This is a genomic window from Cellulosimicrobium cellulans, assembly GCF_007679345.1.
Taxonomy (GTDB): Bacteria; Actinomycetota; Actinomycetes; order Actinomycetales; family Cellulomonadaceae; genus Cellulomonas; species Cellulomonas cellulans_A.
In genome coordinates this window covers 250,466-268,958 of sequence record NZ_VEGH01000006.1, presented here as the reverse complement: position 1 = coordinate 268,958, position 18,493 = coordinate 250,466, and the positions used below count along the sequence as shown (strand labels likewise).

The following is an 18,493-nucleotide window of genomic DNA, read 5'->3' as shown; positions in this document are numbered from 1 at the left end:
GGGTGAGCACTCCTGACACCACCGGGGCGCCGCAGCGCCCCGCGACGCCCATCGACGCCGTCGCCGACGCCTACGTCTCCACCTACGCCGCCCTGGACCCGTTCGACGCGACCGCGCTGGGCGTCCCGGGCCACGACCACGAGGTCACCGACCTGTCCCCCGCCGGCCACGAGGCCCGCGCCGACGCGACCCGCGCGACGCTGGCGCAGCTGGACGGCCTGGCCCCGGCCGACGAGGTGGACGCGATCACGCTCGCCGCGATGCGCGAGCGCCTCGGCCTGCACCTCGAGCTGGACGCCGCCGGGGAGACCCTCGCCGACCTGAACGTCATCGCCTCGCCCGTCCAGGGCATGCGGGACGTGTTCGACATCATGGCCACGGACGGCCCCGACGCCTGGTCGACGATCGCCCAGCGCCTGGCGGGCCTGCCGAATTCCGGCGCGGGCTACGTCGAGTCGCTGCGCCTGGCGGCCTCCCGCGGGCAGGTCCCGGCGATCCGCCAGGTGCGCGAGGCGATCGCGCAGGCCGAGGAGCTGGCCGACCCGTCCTCGTCGTTCTTCACGTCGTTCGTCGCCGGCCCCGAGGCCGCCGCGGCCGTCGAGGCCGGGGGCGACGCGCTGCGCGCCGACCTGGAGCGCGGCGCCGAGGCCGCCCGGCAGACGTACGCCGACCTGGTGACCTTCCTGCGCGACGAGCTCGCCCCGCAGGCGCCCGAGGCCGACGCCGCCGGCCGCGAGCGCTACGCGCTGTGGTCCCGGTACTTCCTCGGCGCGACCGTCGACCTGGACGAGACCTACCAGTGGGGGCTCGAGGAGCTCGCCCGCGTCGTCGCCGAGCAGGAGGCCGTCGCCGCCGAGATCGCCGGCCCGGGCGCGACCGTCGAGCAGGCCGTGGCCGCGCTCGACGCCGACCCCTCCCGCCGGCTCGAGGGCACCGAGGCGCTGCAGCGCTGGATGCAGGAGACGTCCGACGCCGCGGTCGCCGCGCTCGACGGCGTGCACTTCACCATCCCGGACGCCATCCGCACCCTCGAGTGCCGGATCGCCCCGACCCAGAACGGCGGGATCTACTACACCGGCCCGTCCGACGACTTCAGCCGGCCCGGCCGGATGTGGTGGTCGGTGCCGCCGGAGGTCACCACGTTCAACACCTGGCGCGAGAAGACGACCGTCTTCCACGAGGGCGTCCCGGGCCACCACCTCCAGATCGGCCAGGCCGTCTTCAACCGCGCCCAGCTGAACTCCTGGCGCCGGCTGGCGTGCTGGGTGTCCGGCCACGGCGAGGGCTGGGCCCTGTACGCCGAGCGCCTGATGGCGGACCTGGGGCACCTGGACGACCCGGGCGACCGGCTCGGGATGCTCGACGGGCAGCGGATGCGCGCGGCCCGCGTGGTGCTGGACCTCGGCGTGCACCTCGGCCTCGAGGCGCCGGAGCGCTGGGGCGGCGGCACCTGGGACGCCGACAAGGCCTGGGAGTTCCTGCGGGCCAACGTGAACATGCCCGAGCAGTTCATCCGGTTCGAGCTGAACCGGTACCTGGGCTGGCCCGGCCAGGCGCCGTCGTACAAGATCGGCCAGCGGATCTGGGAGCAGATCCGCGACGGCGCCCGCGACTCCGCGCAGGCCCGCGGCGAGGCGTTCGACCTGCGGGCGTTCCACGCGCGGGCGCTCGGCATGGGCGCGCTGCCGCTCGACGTGCTGCGGACCGCGCTGGCCTGACCGGCACGGGACGACGAGGGCCCCCGGACCTGCGCGGTCCGGGGGCCCTCGTGCGTGCGGGGTGCGGGGTGCGGCTCAGGACGCCAGGAGCGACGGGCCGTACTTCAGCAGGATCGCGGCCACGAAGAGCACGAGCACGGCGATCGTCACGTACCAGTCCGTGCCGGACGCCACGAACCCGCGCGCCCACGGGCCGGCACGACCGGGCAGCCGCAGGTGGCCGTCCCGGACGTTCCACCGGGTGAGGCCGGCCCACACCAGCGTCGTGGTGACGGTGATGAGCAGGCACCAGGGGCACAGCGCCTTGATGACGAAGTAGGACTGCAGGAACAGCCACCACGCGAACACCAGGGCGACCGTGTACAGCGCCTGGGTGCCGAGCATGTACCAGCGCGGGAACCGCACGCCCGCGATGCCCGCGATCGAGATCGCGATCACCACGGACTCGAACGCGATGCCGAGGAACGCGTTCGGGAAGCCGAGCACCTCCGCCTGCGGGGACAGCGCCACGGTGCTGCACGAGATCACCGAGCTGAGGTCGCAGGACAGGGCCGCGGTCGGGTCCTTCGCCAGGTGCCACGCCTCGATCGACAGCACGAACGACGTGAACAGCCCGATCACGCCGGACACGGCCATCTCGATCGCGGTCCGGCGGCGCCAGGCGGCGCGCGCGGGCGAGTCCGGGTCGTCGTCCACCGGGTCGTGGTCGAGCAGGTCGGTCGGGTCGGCTGCTGCGCCGCTCGGGCGCGTGGCCCGCGCGCTGTCCTCGGTCACGCCCGTCATCGTCGCATCCCCTCCTGGGAGTTCCCCGGACATCATCGGCACGGACGCGGTGCCGCCCGAGGGACGTACGTCCCCGACCTGGCCGTACGCTCGCCGGGTGACGACCCTCGTGCTCGCCTCCGCCTCCCCCGCCCGGCTCGCGACCCTGCGCGCGGCCGGGATCGAGCCGACCGTCGCGGTGTCGGCCGTCGACGAGCCCGCGGTGCTGGCCGCCGCCGGCGACGTGCCGCCCGCCGAGGCGGTGCTGCTGCTGGCCCGCGCGAAGGCCCGGGACGTCGCGCCGGGGCACGCCGGGGCGCTGGTGCTCGGGTGCGACTCGATGCTGGAGCTCGACGGGCGGGTGCTCGGCAAGCCGGCCGACGCCGCCGAGGCTCGCGAGCGGTGGCGCGCGATGCGCGGGCGCAGCGGGCGGCTGCACACGGGGCACTGGCTGGTGGACCGGCGCGGCGGCGCGGGCGCGGCGGCGGGCGACGCAGCAGCGGGCGACGATGCGCCGGCGGGCGGCTCCGCGGCGGGCGACGCTGCCGCCGAGGCCGGCGCCACCTCCACGACGGTCGTGCACTTCGCCGACGTCACCGACGCCGAGATCGACGCCTACGTCGCCACCGGCGAGCCGCTGTGGGTCGCGGGCGCGTTCACCGTCGACGGCCTGGGCGGCGCGTACATCACGGGCGTCGAGGGCGACCACCACGGCGTCGTCGGCCTGAGCCTGCCGCTCCTGCGCGACCTCCTCGCCGCGCGCGGCGTCCCCCTGCACACCCTCTGGACCCGCCTCCCCGCCTGACCCGCCCCGGAACCGCCCGCCGTCGGCCGGCCGCCCGCCGCCCGCCCTCGCAGGCCGCGCGCCGCGCGCCGCGCCGGAGGTGAGCGGGTAGCCGACACGTCGAGCGAGTAACCGCCGACTACTCGCTCGACGTGTCGGGTACCCCCTCGGCGCACGCCACCCCCTCGGCGCACGCCGCGCCGGCGCCGAGGGGGCGAGGCGCGCTGCGGCCCGGCGGGCGGGCCGGCGGGTTTGTCGGGGGCGGACAAGGGCGCGCCGGGCCGCGCACCCGGCGCCGCGCGTCCGCTGTGGAACCCTCCAACGCGGCGGGGACCCGGTTGGCCGGATCGGCGATCTTCGTGGCGCGACCGGCCGCGGGCGTGAACGCCGGAGGCACCCCGCGTTACGGTGAGCCGTGCCCCGCATCTCGAAGGTCCTCGTCGCCAACCGCGGCGAGATCGCCGTCCGCATCGCCCGCGCCTGCCGCGACGCCGGCCTCGCCTCCGTCGCCGTCTACGCGGACCCCGACCGCGAGGCGCTGCACGTGCGCGTCGCGGACGAGGCGTACGCCCTCGACGGCGCCCGCGCGGCCGAGACGTACCTCGACATCGCCAAGCTGCTGGACGTCGCGCGCCGCTCCGGCGCGGACGCCGTGCACCCGGGCTACGGGTTCCTCTCGGAGAACGCCGAGTTCGCCCAGGCCGTCCTGGACGCCGGCCTGGTCTGGGTCGGCCCGCCGCCCGCCGCGATCCGCGACCTCGGCGACAAGGTGAGCGCGCGGCACATCGCGCAGCGCGCCGGCGCCCCGCTCGTCGCCGGCACCCCCGACCCGGTGTCGGGCGCCCAGGAGGTGCACGCGTTCGTCCGCGAGCACGGCCTGCCGGTCGCCATCAAGGCGGCGTTCGGCGGCGGCGGCCGCGGCCTCAAGGTCGCCCGCACCTCGGAGGAGATCGACGAGCTGTACGACTCCGCGGTGCGCGAGGCCGTCGCCGCGTTCGGTCGTGGCGAGTGCTTCGTCGAGCGCTACCTCGACCGGCCCCGGCACGTCGAGACCCAGTGCCTCGCGGACGAGCACGGCACCGTCGTCGTCGTGTCGACCCGCGACTGCTCGCTGCAGCGCCGGCACCAGAAGCTCGTCGAGGAGGCCCCCGCGCCGTTCCTCACGGACGCGCAGCGCGCCCAGCTCGTCGACGCCTCGGTCGCCATCCTCAAGGAGGCCGGCTACGTCGGCGCCGGCACCTGCGAGTTCCTGGTCGCCGCCGACGGGACGATCTCGTTCCTCGAGGTGAACACGCGCCTGCAGGTCGAGCACCCGGTCTCCGAGGAGATCAGCGGCATCGACCTGGTCCGCGAGCAGCTGCGCATCGCCGACGGCGAGCCCCTCGGCTACGACCACGTGGAGACCCGCGGCCACTCCTTCGAGTTCCGGCTCAACGGCGAGGACCCGGCCGCCGGGTTCCTGCCCGCGCCGGGGAAGATCTCGACGCTGCGGTTCCCCGCCGGCCCGGGCGTCCGGGTCGACTCCGGCGTCGTCGAGGGCGACACCGTCTCGGGCGCGTTCGACTCGATGATCGCCAAGCTGGTCGTCACCGGCGCCACCCGGCAGCAGGCCGCCGAGCGCGCGCGCCGCGCCCTGGCCGAGCTGGAGATCGCCGGCATCCCGACCGTCGTGCCGTTCCACCGCGCGGTGATGGCCGAGCCGGCCTTCGTCCCGACCGACCCGGAGCAGCCGTTCGCGGTGCACACCCGGTGGATCGAGACCGAGTTCGCCGACCGGCTGCCCGCGCTCACCGGCACCCCGGCCGTGACCGCCGCGGGCCCGGCCGACGACGGCGAGCCGACCGAGCTGGAGCGCGTCGTCGTCGAGGTCGGCGGCAAGCGCCTCGAGGTCGTGCTGCCCGCCGCGCTCGCCCTGCGCGCCGGCCGCGGCCGTCCCGCCGCCGCCGGTCCCCGCCGCTCGGCCCCGCGCCGCGCCGCGGGCCGTCCCGCGGCGTCCGGCAACGCGCTCACCTCCCCGATGCAGGGCACGATCGTCAAGGTCGCGGTCGGCGAGGGCGACACCGTGGCCGAGGGCGACCTGGTCGTGGTGCTCGAGGCCATGAAGATGGAGCAGCCGCTGGTCGCGCACCGCGCCGGCACCATCGCGTCCCTGTCCGCCGACGTCGGCGGCATGGTCGCGGCGGGCACCGCCATCTGCGAGATCGTCGACTGACCGCGGTGGCGCGGCGACCGCACCACCCGGGCGACGGGTGGGTCGAGTGCCGGTGCGGCCGCCGGCACTGGGGCACGGCCGGGGCCGCCGGTCTGCTGCTCGTGCGCCCCGCGACCGGCACCGCCCCGGCGGCGGCCGTGCTCCAGCACCGCGCGCCGTGGAGCGACCAGGGCGGCACCTGGGGTCTGCCCGGCGGCGCCCGGCACACCGGCGAGTCCGCCGTCGACGGGGCGCTCCGCGAGTCGCAGGAGGAGGCCGGCATCGAGCCCGCGTCCGTCCGGGTGGTCGGCGAGCACGTCCTGGACCACGGCGACTGGTCGTACACGACGGTCGTGGCCGTGACCGCCGGGCCGGTCGACCCCCGCCCGACGGACGACGAGAGCCTCGCCATCGCCTGGGTCGCGCTGGACGACGTCACGGCGCTGCCGCTGCTGCCCGCCTTCGCGGACGCCTGGCCGACCCTGCGGGCGGGCCTGCCCCCGGAGGTCGAGGGCGCCGCGTCCTGACCCCGGGCGTACCGCCGGCGCGCGTCCGTGCGGGCCAGTTCGTTGGCCCGGGCGGCTCGCCGCCCACTACGTTGACAGCCGTGAGCGTCCCCGAAGCCGCACCGCCGTCGGTGCCTCCCGCGTCCGCACCGTCGCCGGCCGGGAGCCCGCTCCCCCCGGACGCCGGCACGGCCACCCGGGTGTCGCTCGTCGCGCTGGTCACGGTGCTCGCCGTCGACGCCGTGCGGGCCGCCGGGCCGGTCCTGGACCGCGCCTTCGCCGTGAGCACCGTCGCCGTCGGGGCCGCGGCGCTGCTCACCTTCCTCGGCGCGGGGCTGCTCGCGGCGCTGGCGCTGCTCGGCACCGGCCGCCGCGGCCCCGGCACCGCCTCCGGGCGCACCGCGCTCGTCGCCGTCGTCGCCCTGGGGGCCGCCCGGCTGGTCACGCAGGTGCTGCACGACGGCCCGCGGTTCGTCGCCGGCCTGGTCACCGCCTCGCTCGCCGTCACCGCGCTGGTCCTGGCGACCACGCTCGTCGCGGGTCGCGCCGGCGGCGGGCGCCAGGCCGCGCTCGGGCTGACCCTCGGCACGGGGCTGTCCGCGGCGCTGCAGCTCGCGCTCGGTACCTGGGACCCGCTGTGGCGCGGCGGGGTGCTCGGCAGCGTCGTCGCGGTCGTCCTCGTGCTGGTCACCGTGGCCGTGGCGGTGGTCGCCCGCCGGCAGGAGGCGTCCGGCCGCCCCCGGCGGACCTGGGTGCTCGGGCCGGCCCTCGCGCTGGTCGTCATGGTGCTGGGGAACCCCGCCTTCGCGGCGGCGCAGTCGCACCTGCCGCTGATGGTGGCCGGGACCGCGACCGTGCTGGCGTCGGCGCTGACCGCCTGGCTCCTGCTGGTGCCCCGCATCATGGCCCGGCCGGTGCGGTGGGCCGCCGCGGTCCTGCTCCCCGTCGCCGCGGCGGTCGCGTTCCTCACCACCGGCGTCACGGCGCTCATCGCGATCCTGGTCGCCGAGGCGGCGCTCGGCGTCGTGCTCACCGTCGCGCTGAAGACCCGCCGGCCCGCGCCGCCCGGGATCCCCCGCACCGCGCTCGCCACCGGCGGCGTCGGCCTCGGGCTGGTCGTGGTGCTGCTGCTCTACCTGCTCGACTACGACGTCCCGCTGCCCGTCGACAACGCGTGGGTCGTGGTGCTCGCCGCCGCGCTGCTCGCCACCGGCGGGCTGCGCTGGCGCACGCCCGCCGAGCCCGCGGGGCGCGAGCCCGCACCCCCGCTGCGCGCCAACGCCCTGCGGTTCCTGGTGCTGCCCTCCGTCGCGCTCCTGCTGGTCGGCTGGGTGTCCGCCACGGTCGCCGCCCCGGCGCCCGCCGCCGACCGGGACCCCGACGCGTTCGTGGTCGTCGACTGGAACCTGCACTACGGCGTCGCCGCGCACACCGCCGTCGACCTGGAGCAGATCGCCCGGACCATCGAGGCCCAGGGCCCGGACGTCGTGGCGCTCCAGGAGGTGTCCCGGGGCTGGGTGCTCGGCGGCGGCGCCGACATGCTCACCTGGCTCGGGCACCGCCTCGGCATGCACGTCGCGTTCGCCCCGGCCGCGGACCAGCAGTTCGGCAACGCGCTGCTGTCCCGCACGGAGCTCAGCGACGTCGAGGTGATCGAGCTGCCGTACGGCGCCGGGCCGCAGGCGCGCTCGGCGCTGACCGCACGGGTCGAGGGCCCCGGCGGCGAGCCGGTCCGGGTGACGTCGGTGCACCTGCAGCACCGTGACGACAACGTCGACACCCGGCTGGAGCAGCTCGCCGCGCTCCGGGCGGCGCTGCCCGACGACGGGCCGTCCGTGCTGGCCGGCGACCTCAACGCCGAGCCGGGCTCGGCCGAGCTCGACGCCCTCGCGGACGCCGGGTGGGTGAGCGCCATGGACACCGCGGGCGCCGAGGACGTGCTCACCCACCCGAGCAACGACCCGGAGGTCAGGATCGACTGGGTGCTCGGGCAGGGCGTGACGTTCGCCGAGGCGCGGGTGCTCGCCGACGACTCGTCGGACCACCTGGCGCTGGTGACGGAGGTCCGGGCGGGCTGACGGCGGCGCGCCCGCCCGGCCCCGCGCCCAGCGCGCCCGGGCCCCGGGCTCAGCCCTGGTCGGTCCGGTGCAGCACCCGCGCGACCTCGCCGATCGAGCCCGACAGCGACGGGTACACGGTGAACGCGTTCGCCACGTCGTCGACGGTCAGGCTGTGCGACACCGCCAGCGTGATCGGGAAGATCAGCTCCGACGCCCGCGGCGCCACCACCACCCCGCCGAGCACGGTGCCCGCCGTCGAGTGCGCGAACAGCTTCACGAAGCCGTCGCGGACGCCCAGCATCTTCGCGCGGGGGTTCCGGGCCAGCGGGAGAGTGTGCGTGACGAAGTGCGCGTCCCGCTCGACGAGCGCCGTCTCGCTCAGGCCGACCGTCGCGATCTCCGGGGCGGTGAAGATGTTCGCCGCCACGCCGCGCAGCTTCAGCGGCGCCACCGCGTCGCCGAGCGCGTGCGACATCGCGATCCGCCCCTGCATCGCCGCGACCGACGCCAGCGGCAGCACGCCGGTCACGTCGCCCGCCGCGTAGACGCCGCGCGCCGAGGTGCGCGACACCTTGTCGACCTCGATGTGCCCGGACGGCGTGGTCCGCACGCCCGCCTCCGCCAGGCCGAGGCCCTCGGTGCTCGGGATCGAGCCGACCGCGAGCAGCACGTGCGAGCCGTGGATCTCCCGGCCGTCCGCGAGCGTCACGACCACCCCGTCCCCGGTCCGCCGGGCCGCCTGGGCGCGCGAGCGCCCGACGACCTCCATGCCGCGGGTCCGGAACACGTCCTCCAGCATCGTCGCGGCGTCGGCGTCCTCCCCCGGCAGCACCCGGTCGCGGCTCGACACCAGCACGACCTGGGACCCCAGCGACACGTAGGCCCCGGCGAACTCCGCGCCGGTGACGCCCGAGCCGACGACGATCAGCCGCTCCGGCAGCGCGTCCAGGTGGTACAGCTGCGTCCAGGTGAGGATGCGCTCGCCGTCGGGCTGCGCGTCGGGCAGCGTCCGCGGGGTCGCGCCGGTCGCCAGCAGGACGACGTCGGCGTCGAGGGTCTCCTCCGCGTCGCCGGTGACGACCACGCGCTCCGGGCCGTCGAGCCGCCCGTGGCCGATGACCACGCGCACGCCCTCCCGCTCGAGCCGGGTGCGGATGTCGTGGGACTGCGCCAGGGCGAGGTCGCGCACCCGCGCGTTCACCGCGGCCAGGTCGATGCTGTGCCGGCGGCTGCGGCCGGTGTCGCGCGCGGGGTCGTCGTCCTCGGCCGGGCCCGCCGGCACGTCGAGGCGGATGCCGAGGTCCGGGGCGCGCTCGGCGATCGTCATCCACTCGGCGGTGGCGATCAGGGTCTTCGACGGCACGACGTCGGTCAGCACCGCGGCGCCGCCGAGCCCCGCGCGCTCCACGACCGTGACCTCCGCGCCCAGCCGGCGGGCGACCAGGGCCGCCTCGTAGCCGCCGGGGCCGCCGCCGACCACGACGACGCGCGGCGCGGGCCGGCCGTCGTCGACGGGACCGGGCGCGGGCTCGGCGGCGCTGCTGGTCGAGGAGGCGGGCGGGGCCGCCGCGGCGTCGGGGGCGTCGGCCGCGGCCGGGGTGGCCGGGCCGGGCTCGGCGGGCGCGGGCGTGGGGGTCGGCTGCGTCACGCGTCCATCTTCCCGGACCCGCGCCGCTGCGCACCTCGCGCCACGCCCCGCCCGCGCGCGGTGCGGGACCTTCCGGGGTCCTGCGGGGCGGGCACGGCCGGTACGCTCGACCGTTGCGACCGCACGTGTCCCGCGCGCCGGGTCGCCACCTGCACCGACCCGCACCGACACCGCCGCACGCACCGCGAGGAGCACCCGCATGGCCGACGACGCCCGTCTCGACGACCCGACCACCGACCCGCTGGCCGTCGCGGCCGACGCCGCCGCGTACCTCGCGGAGGCGACCGGGGTCGAGAAGCACGACGTCGCCCTGGTGCTGGGCTCCGGCTGGGGCGGCGCGGCCGACCTGCTGGGCGAGACCGTCGCCGAGATCGCCGCCCCCGACGTCCCGGGCTTCGCCGCGCCGGCCGTCGTCGGCCACGTGGGCACCATCCGCTCCGTGCGGATCGCGGCCACCGGCAAGCACGCGCTCGTGCTCGGCTCGCGCACCCACCTGTACGAGGGCAAGGGCGTGCGCCGCGTCGTGCACGGCGTCCGCACCGCCGCGGCCGCCGGCTGCTCGACCGTCGTGCTCACCAACGGCTGCGGCGGCCTGAACCCGGCGTGGGGCCCCGGCACCCCGGTGCTCATCCGCGACCACATCAACCTGACGACCGTGTCCCCGCTGGAGGGGGCGACGTTCGTCGACCTGACGGACCTGTACGCCGGCCGGCTGCGCGACGTGGCCCGCCAGGTCGACCCGTCGCTGGACGAGGGCGTGTACGTGCAGTTCCGCGGCCCGCACTACGAGACCCCGGCCGAGGTGAAGATGGCCGGCATCATGGGCGGCGACCTGGTCGGCATGTCCACCACCATCGAGGCCATCGCCGCGCGGCACGTCGGCATGGAGGTGCTCGGCATCTCGCTGGTCACCAACCTGGCGGCGGGCGTCGGCGACGAGCCGCTGTCCCACGCGGAGGTCCTGGAGGCCGGCGCCGCCGCCGGCCCGCGGATCAGCCGCCTGCTGGCGGACATCGTCGGCCGCATCTGACAGGCGCGCCGCCGCGGCCCGGACGCCGCGGCGGCGCGGTACGCACCACGGCGCGTCCGCGCCGCGCAGGACGAGGGTCGGGGCGGGGCGCCCCGGGGAGGACGGCAGTCGATGAGCGAGCGCACCGAGGACCACCCGGCCGTGACCGAGCAGGGGCCGGGCGGCCGCTGGGCGGACCTGGCCGGCCGGGTCCGCGAGTGGATCGCGGACGACCCCGACCCGCGCACCGCGGCCGAGCTGACCGCGCTGCTCGACCGCGCCGAGGCCGGCGAGCCGTCGGTGCCCGGCGGCGCGTCGCCCGAGGAGCAGCAGGCGGCGACCGACGTGCGCGAGGCGCGCGAGGACCTGGCCGACCGGTTCCAGGGCCTGCTGCAGTTCGGCACCGCCGGCCTGCGCGGTGCGGTCGAGGGCGGCCCCCACCGGATGAACCGCGCGGTCGTGATCCGCGCGGCGTCCGGCCTGGGCGCGTACCTGCTCGGCGAGCTCGAGGGCGTCTCCCCGGCTCCCCGCGTGGTCGTGGGCCACGACGCGCGGCACGGCTCCGTCGACTTCGCACGCGACACCGCCGCGGTGCTGACCGCCGTCGGCATCGAGGTCGTCATGCTGCCGCCGTACCTGCCGACGCCCGTCCTGGCGTTCGCCGTCCGGCACCTCGGCGCCGACGCGGGCGTCATGGTCACCGCGAGCCACAACCCGCCGCAGGACAACGGCTACAAGGTCTACCTCGGCGGCCGCGTCGTCACCGACTCCGGCCAGGGCGCCCAGATCGTCCCGCCGATGGACGGCGCGATCGCCGCGGAGATCGGCCGGGTCCCCTCGGTCGCCGCGGTGCCGCGCGCGGCCGACGGCTGGTCCACGATCGGCCCCGAGATCGTCGACGCCTACGTCGCCGAGGTCCTCGGCCTGGCCGACCTGTCCGACGAGGCCCGCGCCCGCCACGCCGCGCTGCGCGTCGTGCTCACCCCGATGCACGGCGTCGGCGGCGGCACCGCCCGGCGGGTGCTCGCCGAGGCGGGCTTCACCGACGTGCACGTCGTGGACCTGCAGGCCGAGCCCGACCCCGACTTCCCGACCGTCGCGTTCCCGAACCCCGAGGAGCCCGGCGCGATCGACCTCGCCGTCGCGCTCGCCGCGGAGGTGCAGGCCGACCTGGTCATCGCCCTCGACCCCGACGCCGACCGGTGCGGCGCCGCCGTCGTCGACCCGCGGGCGCGGACGCACATGAGCCCCGGAGCCGCGGGGTCCGACGGGTGGCGGATGCTGCACGGCGACGAGACCGGCGCGCTGCTCGGCAGCGTCACGGCTTCCCGGCTCGGCACAGCGGGCGCGCCGGTGGCGGACGACGCCCCCGTGCTCGCCAACTCCATCGTGTCGTCCCGGCTGCTCGGCCGGATCGCCGCGCACGCCGGCCTCCGGCACGCCCAGACGCTCACGGGGTTCAAGTGGATCTCCCGCGTCGAGGGCCTCGTCTACGGCTACGAGGAGGCGCTCGGCTACTGCGTCGACCCCGCCCACGTCCGGGACAAGGACGGCATCTCCGCCGCCCTGACCCTCGCCGGCCTGGCCGCCCGTCTCAAGGCCGAGGGCCGCGCCCCGGTGGACGTGCTGGACGACCTGGCGCGGCGGCACGGCCTGCACCTGACCGACCAGCTGTCGGCCCGGTTCACCGACCTGTCGCAGATCCCGGAGACCATGCAGCGGCTGCGCGAGCACCCGCCCGTGATGCTCGCGGGCTCCCCGGTCATGGCGGTCTTCGACCTGGCAGCGGGCTCGGACGCCGACCGCGAGGGCCTGCCGCCGACCGACGGCATCCGGCTGCTCACCCAGGACGACACGCGGGTCATCGTCCGGCCCTCCGGCACCGAGCCGAAGGTGAAGTGCTACCTCGAGGTCGTCGTGCCGGTCGAGGAGCACGCCTCGGTGGCGTCGGTCGGCGAGGCGCGGGTGGCCGCGCGTGCGCGGCTCGGCGCGGTGCGCGCGGACGTGGCGGCGGCGCTGGGGCTCTGAGGCGCCGCCCCGGCGGCGGCGAGACGAGGCGGCGGCCCGTCCCCCGATCGGGGGCGGGTCGTCGTCGTCGGTGCGCACAGCGCCCGCCGCACCGGACCGCCCCGCTACGGTGCCGGTGTGGACAGCGTGACCCCCGCCGCGCCTCGGACCGCCGCCTCGCGCGCGGTCGCGGGCCCGCTGCTCGCGATCGCCCTCGTCGCCGGGGCGGGCGTCGCGGCGCTGTGGCCGGTGGTGCTGGGACTGCCGCCGGACCTGATGTGCCCGGCCGTGCTCCCGGTGCCCTGGTGGTGCTCGGTCGGCGGCGCACGGGTGCACGGGCTGCGCCTCACCGGCGCGCTGCTGGCCGCGGCGGCCGGGGCGGCGGGACTCGCGGTCCTGCTCGGCCGCCGGTGGCCGCGCGCGGCGTGGCTGCTGCCCCTCGCGGTGGTCGCCGCGGGGTGGGCGGCGCGCGAGGCCGCGGCACCCTGACCGCACGCACCCGCGCCGGCCCCGGACGCGACGACGGCCCGTCCCCCGCTGCCGGGGTGACGGGCCGTCGTCGTGCGTGCGCGTGCGCGCCGGGGCTCAGTACCCGCCGTCCGCCTCGAAGCCGCCGAGCACCGCAGCGGTGCCGGACAGGCCGAGCCGGGTCGCGCCGGCCTCGATCATCGCCAGCGCGTCGGCCGTGGTGCGGATGCCGCCCGAGGCCTTGATGCCGAGGCGGCCGCCGACGGTGGCGTTCATGATCTCGACGGCGTGCACGGAGGCTCCGCCGGCGGGGTGGAAGCCGGTCGAGGTCTTCACGAAGTCGGCGCCCGCGGCCTCGGCGGCCCGGCAGACCTCGACGATCTCGTGGTCGGTCAGCGCCGCCGACTCGATGATGACCTTGAGCACGACGGGCGGCGGGGTGGCGGCGCGCACGGCGGCGATGTCGGCCTGCACGTCGGCGAACCGGCCCTCCTTGGCGGCGCCGACGTCGATCACCATGTCCACCTCGTCCGCGCCGTCGGCGACGGAGCGGGCGGCCTCGGTGGCCTTGACGTCGCTGTGGTGCTTGCCGGACGGGAAGCCGCACACGGTGGCGACCTTGAGGCCCTGCGCGTCCAGCGGCAGGAACGACGGCGAGACGCACACGGAGTACACGCCGAGCGAGGCGCCCTCCGCGACGAGCGCCTCGACGTCCGCGCGGGTCGCCTCGGGCTTGAGCAGCGTGTGGTCGACGAACTGCGCCAGCGCGGCGGCGTCGAGGGACTGGGTCATGCGCGGTGCCTTCCTGTTCCGGTCGGTGCGTGACCGGGGACGATGACCCGGTCGATGAGGTCCTGGCGCTCGTCGGCGTGCACGAACGCGTGGCGGGCGGCGGTCAGGGTGACCGTCCGCACGTCGTCGAGGGTCCAGCCCGCCTCGGTGACGAGCAGGTGCAGCTCGCGGCTGAGGCCGGTGCGGGACTGGAGGCGGTTGTCGGTGTTCACGGTGACGGCGAACCCGAGCCGCAGCAGGGTCGTGACGGGGTGCTCGGCGATCGAGGTGGCGGCGCCGGTCTGCAGGTTCGACGTCGGGCACACCTCGAGGGCGATGCCTCGGTCGCGGACCCAGTGCGCAAGGCGGCCGAGCACGAGCGCGCCGTCGTCGTCGTGCTTGATGTCGTCGACCAGCCGCACGCCGTGCCCCAGGCGCAGGGCGCCCACGTCGACCGCCTCGTCCATCGAGTCGCGGCCCGCGGCCTCGCCGGCGTGCACGGTGACCGGGAACCGGGCGGTGCGCAGCTGCGCGAAGGCGGCGCCCAGGGCGCTCGCCGGGAAGCCGGCCTCGGGCCCGGCGATGTCGAAGCCGACGACGCCGCGGTCCCGGTTGGCGAGCGCCAGGGCGGCGATCTCGTCGGCGCGGTCGGACTGGCGCATGGCGCACAGCAGCAGCCGGGCGCGGATGGGCCGGCCCTCGGCGGCGGCCTCGGCCTCGCCCTCGGCGAGCCCCTCCAGCACGGCGTCGACGGCCTGCTGGAGCGACAGCCCGCCGGCCTGGTGCAGCTCCGGGGCGAACCGCTCCTCGGCGTAGACGACGCCGTCCGCGGCCAGGTCCAGCACCGCCTCGCGGGCGACCCGGCGCAGCGCCTCGGGTCGCTGCATGACGGCGAGGGTGTGGCTGAACGTCGCGATGTACGCCTCGAGGCTGCCGCTGTCGGCGGCGTCCCGGAACCAGGCGGCCAGCGCCTCCGGGTCGGTCGTCGGGAGCGTGTGGCCCGCCTTCTCGGCGAGCTCGACGACGGTCCGCGGGCGCACGCCTCCGTCGAGGTGGTCGTGCAGCAGGACCTTCGGCAGCGCGACGATCTGCTCGAAGGTCACGGTCATGCGCCCCACCGTAGTGGCCGGGCGCCCGGAACCCCGCATCGGGGAACCGGGCGCCCGGGTGGTCCTGCGCGGCGTGCGGCGCGGTCCGCGGTGCGCTCAGGGGTAGTCGTCGCGCTCGTCCTCGGGGACGGGTGTCTTCTGCTCGGCGACGTCGCCCGGGTCGGCCTCGCCGGCCAGGTCGGGCCGCGGCTCGTCGGGCTGGTAGGCGCCGTCGCGGGCGTCGGTGTCGTCGTCGGGCTGGACCTCGGGCAGGTCGGTCAGCGCGGGCTCCACGAGCCCGGCGTCGCGCCAGGTCCGGTCGCCGGGAACGGTGCTCATGTCCACTCCTGTCGTCGACAGCGGGGTACGACTCCATCGTGTCCCGGACGGCGCCACCCCGCCAAGCCGGGGCGGCCTTCCGCAGCCCTCCCTCCCCCCGCTGCGGCCTCCGAGACCCGCCGAGATCGCAGAACCGGCGGGGTTCCGGGCCCGCGAACCCCGCAGCTCGTGCAGGTTCGGCGTCGAGGTACGGGGTGCGGAGAGGGGGGCGTCAGCGGGTCGGGGTCGGGAGGAGCGCCCAGGCCAGGTGCGGCCAGTGCCCGAGCGCGGGGACCGGGCCGGACGGCGACCGGAGAGCCGCGCGCGGCAGCGGCAGCACCGCACCGGCGCCGGGCTCGTACACGCGGTACCCGTCGCCCGCCCGCCCGACCGCGAGGACCACGTGCCGCGGCACGGCCGCCGCGACGCCGCCGGACAGGTCGCCCCCGGAGTACAGCGGCACGGGCACGCCCCGGTCGAGGGCGGCGTCCACGCGCGCCAGCAGGTCCTCGACCTCGGCGGTCCGGGTGTCGTCGACCAGCACCGACCGGTACCGGACCCCCGGGAACCGGGCCAGCCGCGCGGCGGCCCACGGCGGCGTGCCGAGCGACCGCGGCCAGGGCAGCACCCCGGCGACCGCCCGGGCGGTGCTGCGCCGGTGCAGGGCCGCCTGCAGCAGGCCCCAGCGTGCCGCGGCGGCCTCCTCGCCGGTCGCGGACGCGTGCACGACCCGGCCGCCGGGGGTGCGGAACCACGTCGGGGCGTCGGGGTGGTGCGGGTCGGCAGGTTCGGGCAGGTCGAGGCCGACGAGCTCGGGCGGGCGCGGGCCGTCGGGCAGCCGCCCGGAGACCAGCCACAGGGCGAGCCGCGGGTCGCCCGACGCCGCGAGCAGGCCGAGCACGGCCGCGCCGCAGGTGGTGCCGTCGACCTGCCGCGCGGCGGCGGTGCCCCACCGGACGGTCCGGCCGGCGGGGACGTCGAGCGGGGCGAGCACCTGCCCGCGCCGCCGGGCGTCGAGGCCGTCGAGCGCGCCGTCGGGCAGCGCGGCCCGCGCGCCGGCCGCGGCGAGGGCGACCCCGTCGACGCGCGACCGCGCCGGCTCCCCGGCAGAGCCGCCCACGCCACCCACGCCGTCCGCCGGCGCCGGCGGCACCACCCGCCCGCGCACCGCCCGCAGCACCGTCACCAGCTGCCCCCTGCGCCACCCCGCACGCGCGCCCACGCCCGCTCCCCTCGCTCGCCGAGTCTCCATTGTTCGCCTCCGACCGCGCCGCCCGCCAAAGCCCGGAGGTGCAGACTCGGCGAGAGGGGGCCGCGCACGAGCGCGGTCCCGCTGCGGCGCGGGCGGACGCGACGAGGCCCCGCAGCGCGTGCGCTGCGGGGCCCCGTCACCGCCGTCAGGACGCCGCGATGCGGTCCAGGATCAGCGGGGTCGCCGCCGGCGCCTCGGCGGCCACGTCGAAGCCGCCCTCCAGGGCCTCCTTCGCGCGCTCGAACCGCTCCGGGGTGTCCGTGTGCAGGGTCAGCAGCGGCTGGCCCGCCCGCACGGCGTCGCCCGGCTTGGCGTGCAGCTCGACGCCCGCGCCGGCCTGCACCGGGTCCTCCTTGCGCGCGCGGCCGGCGCCCAGCCGCCACGCCGCGATGCCCACGGCGTACGCGTCGAGCCGGGTCAGCACGCCGTCGGCCGGCGCGAGGACCTGCTCGGTGTGCCGCGCGACCGGGAGCGTGGCGTCGGCGTCGCCGCCCTGCGCCTCGATCATCCGGCGCCACACGTCCATCGCGCGGCCGTCCGTCAGAGCGGCCCGCACGTCGAGGCCCGGGCGCCCGGCGGCGGCCAGCATCTCCTCGGCCAGCGCCACCGTGAGCTCGACGACGTCGGACGGCCCGCCGCCGGCGAGCACCTCGAGCGACTCCCGGACCTCGAGCGCGTTGCCCGCCGTGAGGCCGAGCGGCGTCGACATGTCGGTGAGCAGCGCGACGGTGTTCACGCCGGCGTCGGTGCCCAGGTCGACCATGGTGCGCGCGAGCTCGCGGGCGCGGTCCAGGTCCTTCATGAACGCGCCGGAGCCGACCTTGACGTCCAGCACCAGCGCGCCGGTGCCCTCCGCGATCTTCTTGCTCATGATCGACGACGCGATGAGCGGGATCGCCTCGACGGTGCCGGTGACGTCGCGCAGCGCGTAGAGCTTGCGGTCGGCGGGCGCGAGGCCCGAGCCGGCCTGGCAGATCACTGCGCCCGGGCCGTCGAGCTGCGCCATCATCTCGTCGTTCGACAGCGCCGCGCGCCAGCCCGGGATGGACTCGAGCTTGTCGAGGGTGCCGCCGGTGTGGCCGAGGCCGCGGCCGGACAGCTGCGGGACCGCGACGTCGAACACGGCCACCAGCGGGGCGAGCGGCAGCGTGATCTTGTCGCCGACGCCGCCGGTGGAGTGCTTGTCGGCGGTGGGCCGGCGCAGGCCGGAGAAGTCCATCCGCTCGCCGGAGGCGATCATCGCGGCGGTCCACCGGGAGATCTCGGCGCGGTCCATGCCGTTGAGCAGGATCGCCATGTTGAGGGCGGACATCTGCTCCTCGGCCACGACGCCGCGGGTGTACGCGTCGATGACCCAGTCGATCTGCGCGTCGGTCAGGCGGTGGCCGTCGCGCTTGGCGACGATGACGTCGACGGCGTCGAACTTCTCGGTGCTCATGACTTCCTCTCGACCAGGTCGGCCGGCCCGAACGCGTCGGGCAGCACCTCGGTCATCGGCTTGATCCCGCTCACCGTGTCGACGAGCAGGTCGGGGCCCCCGTGCTCCCAGAGGAGCTGGCGGCAGCGGCCGCACGGCATGAGGGCGTTCCCGTGGGCGTCCACGCAGGCGAACGCCACCAGGCGCCCGCCGCCGGACACGTGCAGGCCGGACACCAGGGCGCACTCGGCGCACAGGGTCAGGCCGTACGACGCGTTCTCGACGTTGCAGCCGACGACCACGCGGCCGTCGTCCACCAGCGCCGCGACGCCGACGGGGAACTTCGAGTACGGGACGTACGCGCGGTGCATCACCTCGGTGGCGGCGGCACGCAGGGCGTCCCAGTCGATCTCCGGCACAGCCGGTCTCCTGTTCTCCCCGGGCGACCGGGGCGTCTCACGGCACCTGCTCGGACGCTCCCGAGTGTGCCCGTG

Annotated in this window: 16 protein-coding genes; 8 read left to right on the top strand and 8 right to left on the bottom strand. The window is 77.1% G+C overall.

All coding sequences use genetic code 11. From position 1 onward, the window contains the following. Nucleotides 1–2: 2 nt before the first annotated feature. The gene (locus FS882_RS10425) at nt 3–1,718 is read left to right on the top strand and encodes a DUF885 domain-containing protein (RefSeq protein ID WP_158372976.1); all 1,716 of its coding nucleotides are present in this window, start codon (nt 3–5) and stop codon (nt 1,716–1,718) included. Between the two features lie 75 nt (nt 1,719–1,793). Here the strand turns inward: FS882_RS10425 and FS882_RS10420 are convergent, their stop codons facing one another. Then, nucleotides 1,794–2,501 (bottom strand): vitamin K epoxide reductase family protein, encoded by a 708-nt coding sequence (locus tag FS882_RS10420; protein WP_158372975.1) that lies wholly within the window; start codon nt 2,499–2,501, stop codon nt 1,794–1,796. A gap of 97 nt (nt 2,502–2,598) precedes the next feature. Here FS882_RS10420 and FS882_RS10415 point away from each other — a divergent pair, with 97 nt between their 5' ends. The 4 genes from FS882_RS10415 to FS882_RS10400 all read left to right on the top strand — a co-directional run bounded on the left by FS882_RS10415 (nt 2,599) and on the right by FS882_RS10400 (nt 8,039). Then, complete coding sequence (locus tag FS882_RS10415) at nt 2,599–3,285, top strand: Maf family protein (RefSeq protein ID WP_158372974.1); 687 nt, start codon at nt 2,599–2,601, stop codon at nt 3,283–3,285. Between the two features lie 403 nt (nt 3,286–3,688). Further along, the gene (locus tag FS882_RS10410; RefSeq protein WP_410053273.1) at nt 3,689–5,476 is read left to right on the top strand and encodes an acetyl/propionyl/methylcrotonyl-CoA carboxylase subunit alpha; all 1,788 of its coding nucleotides are present in this window, start codon (nt 3,689–3,691) and stop codon (nt 5,474–5,476) included. After that, nucleotides 5,473–5,982, top strand: coding sequence for an NUDIX domain-containing protein (locus tag FS882_RS10405; protein WP_158373044.1), 510 nt, complete (start codon nt 5,473–5,475; stop codon nt 5,980–5,982). The genes FS882_RS10410 and FS882_RS10405 overlap by 4 nt, the downstream gene beginning before the upstream one ends. 80 nt (nt 5,983–6,062) lie before the next feature. Beyond that, on the top strand, nt 6,063–8,039 hold the full coding sequence (locus FS882_RS10400) for an endonuclease/exonuclease/phosphatase family protein (RefSeq protein WP_262348204.1): 1,977 nt from the start codon (nt 6,063–6,065) through the stop codon (nt 8,037–8,039). A gap of 49 nt (nt 8,040–8,088) precedes the next feature. Here FS882_RS10400 and FS882_RS10395 read toward each other — a convergent pair whose 3' ends face one another. Next, nucleotides 8,089–9,501 carry an NAD(P)H-quinone dehydrogenase gene (locus FS882_RS10395; protein WP_262348214.1) on the bottom strand — a complete coding sequence of 471 codons (1,413 nt, stop codon included), beginning with the start codon at nt 9,499–9,501 and terminating at the stop codon, nt 8,089–8,091. Between the two features lie 367 nt (nt 9,502–9,868). On the opposite strand from FS882_RS10395, the gene FS882_RS10390 reads away from it, so the two are divergent. From FS882_RS10390 to FS882_RS10380, 3 genes are all read left to right on the top strand, one after another. Next, nucleotides 9,869–10,699 (top strand): purine-nucleoside phosphorylase, encoded by an 831-nt coding sequence (locus FS882_RS10390; RefSeq protein WP_158372971.1) that lies wholly within the window; start codon nt 9,869–9,871, stop codon nt 10,697–10,699. Between the two features lie 111 nt (nt 10,700–10,810). Next, the gene (locus tag FS882_RS10385; protein WP_158372970.1) at nt 10,811–12,706 is read left to right on the top strand and encodes a phospho-sugar mutase; all 1,896 of its coding nucleotides are present in this window, start codon (nt 10,811–10,813) and stop codon (nt 12,704–12,706) included. Nucleotides 12,707–12,823: 117 nt separating this feature from the next. Continuing rightward, a complete protein-coding gene (locus FS882_RS10380) occupies nt 12,824–13,174 on the top strand; it encodes a hypothetical protein (protein ID WP_158372969.1) in 351 nt (116 codons plus the stop codon). A 96-nt stretch (nt 13,175–13,270) separates the two neighbouring features. Here the strand turns inward: FS882_RS10380 and deoC are convergent, their stop codons facing one another. From deoC to FS882_RS10350, 6 genes are all read right to left on the bottom strand, one after another. Continuing rightward, the gene (gene deoC / locus FS882_RS10375; RefSeq protein ID WP_158372968.1) at nt 13,271–13,945 is read right to left on the bottom strand and encodes a deoxyribose-phosphate aldolase; all 675 of its coding nucleotides are present in this window, start codon (nt 13,943–13,945) and stop codon (nt 13,271–13,273) included. Next, complete coding sequence (locus FS882_RS10370) at nt 13,942–15,033, bottom strand: adenosine deaminase (RefSeq protein WP_158372967.1); 1,092 nt, start codon at nt 15,031–15,033, stop codon at nt 13,942–13,944. Before FS882_RS10370 ends, deoC begins: the two co-directional genes overlap by 4 nt. Nucleotides 15,034–15,129: 96 nt before the next feature. Continuing rightward, nucleotides 15,130–15,351, bottom strand: a complete 222-nt coding sequence (locus tag FS882_RS10365; protein WP_158372966.1) for a hypothetical protein — start codon at nt 15,349–15,351, stop codon at nt 15,130–15,132. Between the two features lie 211 nt (nt 15,352–15,562). Next, nucleotides 15,563–16,516 (bottom strand): hypothetical protein, encoded by a 954-nt coding sequence (locus FS882_RS10360; protein ID WP_158372965.1) that lies wholly within the window; start codon nt 16,514–16,516, stop codon nt 15,563–15,565. Between the two features lie 211 nt (nt 16,517–16,727). Beyond that, complete coding sequence (locus FS882_RS10355; protein ID WP_158372964.1) at nt 16,728–18,020, bottom strand: thymidine phosphorylase; 1,293 nt, start codon at nt 18,018–18,020, stop codon at nt 16,728–16,730. Then, nucleotides 18,017–18,418: a cytidine deaminase gene (locus tag FS882_RS10350; protein ID WP_154728596.1), complete on the bottom strand. Its 402-nt coding sequence runs from the start codon at nt 18,416–18,418 to the stop codon at nt 18,017–18,019. Before FS882_RS10350 ends, FS882_RS10355 begins: the two co-directional genes overlap by 4 nt. Between the last annotated feature and the right edge of the window lie 75 nt (nt 18,419–18,493).

What these genes read in the sequence shown, in the direction of transcription:
- FS882_RS10420 (WP_158372975.1), bottom strand. Translation starts at nt 2,501, where the DNA reads ATGACGGGCGTGACCGAGGACAGCGCGCGGGCCACGCGCCCGAGCGGC.
- FS882_RS10390 (WP_158372971.1), top strand. Translation starts at nt 9,869, where the DNA reads ATGGCCGACGACGCCCGTCTCGACGACCCGACCACCGACCCGCTGGCC.
- FS882_RS10385 (WP_158372970.1), top strand. Translation starts at nt 10,811, where the DNA reads ATGAGCGAGCGCACCGAGGACCACCCGGCCGTGACCGAGCAGGGGCCG.
- deoC (WP_158372968.1), bottom strand. Translation starts at nt 13,945, where the DNA reads ATGACCCAGTCCCTCGACGCCGCCGCGCTGGCGCAGTTCGTCGACCAC.
- FS882_RS10370 (WP_158372967.1), bottom strand. Translation starts at nt 15,033, where the DNA reads ATGACCGTGACCTTCGAGCAGATCGTCGCGCTGCCGAAGGTCCTGCTG.
- FS882_RS10365 (WP_158372966.1), bottom strand. Translation starts at nt 15,351, where the DNA reads ATGAGCACCGTTCCCGGCGACCGGACCTGGCGCGACGCCGGGCTCGTG.
- FS882_RS10355 (WP_158372964.1), bottom strand. Translation starts at nt 18,020, where the DNA reads ATGAGCACCGAGAAGTTCGACGCCGTCGACGTCATCGTCGCCAAGCGC.